This is a genomic window from Flavobacterium sp. ASW18X, from assembly GCF_005144745.1.
GTDB lineage: Bacteria > Bacteroidota > Bacteroidia > Flavobacteriales > Flavobacteriaceae > Croceivirga.
Genome location: NZ_SWKK01000054.1, coordinates 1 through 1,068, shown reverse-complemented (window position 1 = coordinate 1,068; position 1,068 = coordinate 1). Strand labels below are relative to the sequence as shown.

1 protein-coding gene is annotated in these 1,068 nt (G+C 31.2%); it reads right to left on the bottom strand.

What is annotated here, in order from left to right:
- Positions 1–102 precede the first annotated feature (102 nt).
- On the bottom strand, positions 103–945 hold the full coding sequence (locus tag FBT53_RS15945; protein WP_136952180.1) for a hypothetical protein: 843 nt from the start codon (positions 943–945) through the stop codon (positions 103–105).
- Positions 946–1,068 lie beyond the last annotated feature (123 nt).

Here is a 1,068-nt window from a genome sequence, read left to right as displayed (position 1 = left end):
TCGTCCTAAAAACAAAAAGCCCCTAAAAAGGGCTTAAAAGAGGTCTCTTTTTTGCTGTTCAAGGGCTTGCGCAACGGTTACCATTGTTGTAAAACGTTTTTTTTAAAAAGGTAAATCATCTTTTGGGTCTGGTTTTCTGACAATTTTTAAATTGAGAATATACTCTTTCCAAAAGAATTCACCTTTTTTTGTAAATTCATAATATGTTCTTTGATTTTCCTCGTCTCTAACTTCTCTAATAATGTCGGTATGTCTAAATTTTTCGATTATCAAGTCGTCCATATTATTTGGAACTGAATTTCTCCGACTTATCTCAGAACCAACCTCTTTAAAGAACTCATAAAGGTCAGATGTTTTAAAAGACTCATATTTTTTTGCGAAATCTTCTTTCTGTTTTTCCGTAAGTGAGTTGTCGTTTTGGTGTCGTAAGAAGTTTTGTAATCTCGATTGGTCATCTTGTGCTGTTTCCAATTCGGTTTGTAGGACTTCAATTGTCTTATCTCTTTCCTCTATTTGAGTTGATAAAATATCAATCTTTTTATTCAAGTCAGCCGTTTCTCGAAAACTAGCTCTGATATCTTCTAATCTACTTTCTTGTTCAGCTAATCTTTGTTTTGACCTCAAGTCAAATAACTGTTGTTCTAAAACATTTTCCTTTCTGCCAACAACTGCTTTACTGGCGATTCTATCAAATAACCACATTATATATGGTAAAATCAAAACATAAAAAAGCGCAAATAAAATTGGTAACCAAAGATTGTATAAAAGTCCTGTATATTCCGATTCAACAATTTCTATTTTTTCTTGAATTGTTTGAGAAGCGAATAATATAACGAATATTGGTTTCCAATTAAAAGCCACGAATGAAAATATGAAAGCTCCAATAAATGGATTTTTAATTCTCTCTTTAGTTGTGTCTAAAAATGTATTTAGAAGTTCTCTCATTCGTTTTAAATGTTTTACAACGTATTCGGGTATTGTCTTGTCCTGAAATAGGTTGACCATTTTTTTGAGATTAAATGGTTAAAAATTCCAGTTGTTTTTTATTTTTTCTGTACGATTTGTACG

Excerpts from the sequence above, each read along its gene's own strand:
- FBT53_RS15945 (WP_136952180.1), bottom strand. The coding sequence starts at position 945 with ATGAGAGAACTTCTAAATACATTTTTAGACACAACTAAAGAGAGAATT.